We start from the raw sequence: 4,270 nt of genomic DNA, 5'->3' as shown, positions 1-4,270 counted from the left end.
CCTCCCGCGGCATCCTCCCACTATAGAAAACCAGAATCATTTCACAAACTAAACATGCTTACGCTGGACACAAACGACAACAAAAAAACGCCACCAGCAGAGATTCGCTGATGACGGTTTAAGTGTTTACGCAACGCACATTAAGATGCTGAATGCGTTGGGGAAAGGATCAGTTTACCATGAATAGCTGATTTGCGTTCCACGGTTGCCGGGCGTTCGGTAACGGACGCGGGGGTTGGCGTGAAGACCAGTTCGTGGTCGTGCTTGACTAAGCGGTGGATCGACATGAGAATGACGACGCAGACACCAATCAATGGGAAACCAGCTAAAACGGAAATCGTTTGGAGTACTTGGAACCCACCAACAAGAACCAGTGAGAAGGCGAAGATCATGAAGACGATCACCCAAGACATCCGGTTAAAGCGGGTTGGTTCGCGCTGTTTGAGCGGCGTGCTGGTAAACGATGATAGAATGTAGGCCGAACCAGAAATGGTGGTGGCCAAGAAGATGAAGCAGGAGACACAGTAGAGCAACGTCATGATCTGCTTCATTGGCAAAGTGCCGATAACTGTTGCGATAACGGCGGCTTGGCCTTGAGTATTTAAAATATGAACCAGGTTGATGACGCCGTTTTGTTGCAGCCAAAGGGCGTAACCACCCATGACGGCGTAGAACAGTGCGCAACCTGTGAATCCGTAAAGCAACATGCCCATCAACATCTGACGAATGGTTTTCCCACGCGAGATTTTAGCGATGAACAAGCCCATAACAGGCATGTAGGACAACCACCAGCCCCAGTAGAAGATGGTATCTTGTTGGGTAGCGCTAGGGGTGACGTTGGTCGCGATTGGCACAAATTTTTGAACTAACATGCCCAAACTTTGCGCTTCGTTACCAATGATGTAGCGGGTGGGTCCAAAGAATAGAATTAAGACCAGAAAACCGATGGCTAGCCAGATGTGGGCCATGCTGAGCTTGTCGATCCCACCATTCAGGCCTTTGAAGACCGTCACTGCGAACAGGATAAACAAGATGATAAACAGACCGATTTCGAGTGGCAACCCGTATTTGACCCCGGTTGCACTTGAAAATGCCTTGGCGGTGATTGGGACTTCCAATCCAATGGAAGATCCAACGCCACCGATGATCCCGATAACGACCAAGACGTTGATCAAACCACCAAAGAACTTCTTGATGCTTTGGTGCTTGTCACCGTCCAACATGGCGATCCCGTCGCTTAACTTTTGAACCGGTTGTCCTTTGCGGTACATCAGGTACCCAATCAAAACGGCAGCGGGCGCAAACATCATCCAGGCCATGGGGCCAGTTGAACTGGCCCATCATGGTTGCAGATAGATAAGCGGCGTGTGAATAGGCCTTGAAGTGGAAGGGTGGGTTTTGAATGACCTGCAACGGATCGGTGATCGACAGCATCATAATGCTGGCATCGATCGCAGTTGCAAAGACCATTGCGCCCCACTTGAAACCACTGTAAATTGGCTTGTCATCCGGTTTTCCAATTTTAATTTTACCGTAGCGGCTAAATGCCAATCCAATCAAGAAGACGAAGTTGACGATGTAAATGCCAAGGTACAGCCATCCTACTTGAGGTTCATCCAACTTAACACTTGGGAGAGTGGTGCTTGTAAGGCGCTACCCCCAACCATTAAGACCAACGTTGCCAGCAAAAACAAGCCGACAGTCGGTACGAAGACCCACTTGTTGATTAACTTGCTTCTTAAAATAATAATCCTCCTATTATAATCTCTCTTACTGAAATTTTATTAGGTGTGTTTCATAAAATTCAGCGTATTTTCAATCAAGTTGCAATATTGTACGCAAAAAAACTGCTGAGATCGTCCTAGACTGCCTGCAACAGTGCTTTCTGTAACAAATTGTCGCTTCCAAAAAAGCCCGATTGAATTTACAAGTTTTATTATACCGCTTAAAATTAATAAGTAAAATTTCGATGACATATAAGCGATTTCGTATTCTGAGAAGGGTGGTCTAAACCGGTATGATAATAAGCTTTAGGGGCCATTTGGAAAAAATCCAAATGGCCCCTAATTAATTTAGAACGATTACAATTTAGCTGAAAATAAGGCTAACTATAAGTGAGGTTGCTAGTCGGAAACAGGCACCTCTTTGATGACCCGAGCCGGATTACCGGCAATCACAACGTTATCGCCAAATGATTTGGTCACAACTGAACCAGCACCCACCACAACGTTGTCGCCTAGCGTCACCCCAGGCAGGATGGTCACGCGGCCGCCCAACCAAGCGCTATTGCCGATGGTAATGGGTTTACCAAGTTCAACATCGGCGTTACGTTGCTTAGGATCAAGCGGGTGAACCGGGGTGTAGAGGGCCGATGTTGGGGCCAAAGTAGCAGTGACTGCCGATGGTGATGGGGCAGGTATCTAGGAAGGTCATATCGTAGTTGCCATAGAAGTGGTCGCCGATATGAATGTTGAAGCCGTAATCAAACTTAAAGTCACTTTCCACGAAGAAGTCGTCACCGGTATCAGCCAGTAAGTCCTTGAAGCGGTTGTTGCGGTTCTTGTTATCTGTAATGTGGTTGATTTCCTCTAATTGTTGCCGAATGTAGACGCGGCGGTCGATCAGTTCCTTATCAAATTGTTGGTAAGGTTCGCCAGCAGTCATTTTCTCACGTTCTGTTGTCATTCGTGTATCAACTCCCTTTTGTAACAGGATAGCACGTTTTCAGACTTGTGCGTTGATGGAATTAGAATGGCGCGGGTACCAATTATGAATAATTGCCGGTTACCGGTGGGTGTTACGCAATATTTTGGCCATAAGACAAAGAATGGGCCGGAAAAAAGAATGTAATATATGTTATAGTAAGCATAGTGTCACAGAATTAACGTACATATTTCATTTATTTTCAAGTTAACGGGGAACTCGGTGAAAACAATCTTTTCACTTTGGAACGGGGTCAGTTCTATGGGCGGAACTGAAAGTTGAAACGGTCATGTCAGTCACGTGACCAGTTTAAAGGTAAGGAGGGCGTTCAATGCTCTATTGGGAAAACCAAATGGTCACCTTTATTATCAACTGCCTACTGATTACCGGTTATGCACTGCTTTACACTTGGACGCGAGACGCCAAGTTTACGTCTGAGCGCAATCGGCGCTGGCGTGGCGTGTATCAGATTAGTCTGACAGTCATCTTTTTAGCACTGTTTCACTTTGCCTCTGAGTTGCGAATCCTGCAGGAACATAGCCCTCACGGCTTTGGTTGGACCTACATTAGCTTTCAGGTTGGTGTACTGATTTACGCGCTGTATTTTTCCAAATCCAAGCGGCTCTTTTGGACGTTAGCGGTCACGTTGTTGATTTGGTACTGGTGGTTGCCAGGGGTTCCAAATTGGCTACCACCGTACGTTGCCAGTTTGCTGTTGATGTATGGCTTACAGCAACTCGGTGACGTGTTGATCAAACGGTGGTACCTGTACTATTCAGCCTGTGCAATCTTCACGATTCCGTTTTACTGGGCCAATTTTGAATCGTTGGAGGGCATCGACGTTGGTTGGCCGTGGGAAATTGTAACGACCATCATCATCTTCATGATCCTCTGGCAGATTCAGTACCGGATGTTGCAACAACGGATTCGACAAGCGTTGCTACTGCGGGAAGCCAGCACGGATACGTTAACAAAACTCAATAACTTTCGGGTCTTCAACGAGGATCTGGGAACGGCGTACGAGCATTTTCACCAAACGGAATCAATGTACGCGTTATACACCTTTGACATTGATCACTTTAAACGAATCAACGACCAGTACGGCCACCCGATGGGCAACACCGTACTAGAGCGGGTCGCGGTTCGGTTTAATGGGTTGATGCAAGAGGCGCCAGGCACACCAAAAACCTATCGAACGGGCGGTGAGGAATTTTGCTGTATCTTGTTTGATGTTGATCCGAAATCTGAACATGCCGAACAAGTGGCCAACCATCTACGTGAGGAATTGAGTGAGCTTCAATTCAGCACGCGGCAGGGTGAACGATTTAGCATTACTGTCTCCGTTGGCGAGGCACTGATTCAAGACTATGATCAGAACTACATGGACATCTATAAGCGGGCTGATCAACGATTATACCATTCGAAAAATGCGGGCCGTAATACGGTAACGGTTCGTGGTAATTGAATAGAGGACTGAAACGAATGCTGTTGGGGCGTTCGTTTTTTTTTGCTGTCGTTTGTGTCCAACGTAAGCATTGGGTGCGATTTGGGTGTTGGCTGTTTGACA

The 4,270-nt window shown here is 46.8% G+C and carries 1 protein-coding gene and 2 pseudogenes; 1 reads left to right on the top strand and 2 read right to left on the bottom strand.

The window, feature by feature from the left end; translation table 11 throughout:
- Nucleotides 1–140: 140 nt before the first annotated feature.
- Nucleotides 141–1,551, bottom strand: a pseudogene (locus JCM2765_RS16130) (BCCT family transporter).
- 572 nt (nt 1,552–2,123) lie between these two features.
- Nucleotides 2,124–2,685: pseudogene (locus JCM2765_RS16125) on the bottom strand (sugar O-acetyltransferase).
- Nucleotides 2,686–3,034: 349 nt separating this feature from the next.
- On the opposite strand from JCM2765_RS16125, the gene JCM2765_RS16120 reads away from it, so the two are divergent.
- On the top strand, nt 3,035–4,168 hold the full coding sequence (locus JCM2765_RS16120; RefSeq protein WP_054737557.1) for a GGDEF domain-containing protein: 1,134 nt from the start codon (nt 3,035–3,037) through the stop codon (nt 4,166–4,168).
- The last annotated feature ends 102 nt before the right edge of the window (nt 4,169–4,270 follow it).

Source organism: Secundilactobacillus similis DSM 23365 = JCM 2765, from assembly GCF_001311075.1.
In the GTDB taxonomy this organism is placed as follows: domain Bacteria; phylum Bacillota; class Bacilli; order Lactobacillales; family Lactobacillaceae; genus Secundilactobacillus; species Secundilactobacillus similis.
The sequence above is the reverse complement of the archived record's forward strand: the minus strand, read 5'-3'. Positions and strand labels throughout refer to the sequence as shown.

Bases quoted from the DNA above. Each gene is read 5' to 3' on its own strand.
- JCM2765_RS16120 (WP_054737557.1), top strand. From the start codon at position 3,035: ATGCTCTATTGGGAAAACCAAATGGTCACCTTTATTATCAACTGCCTA.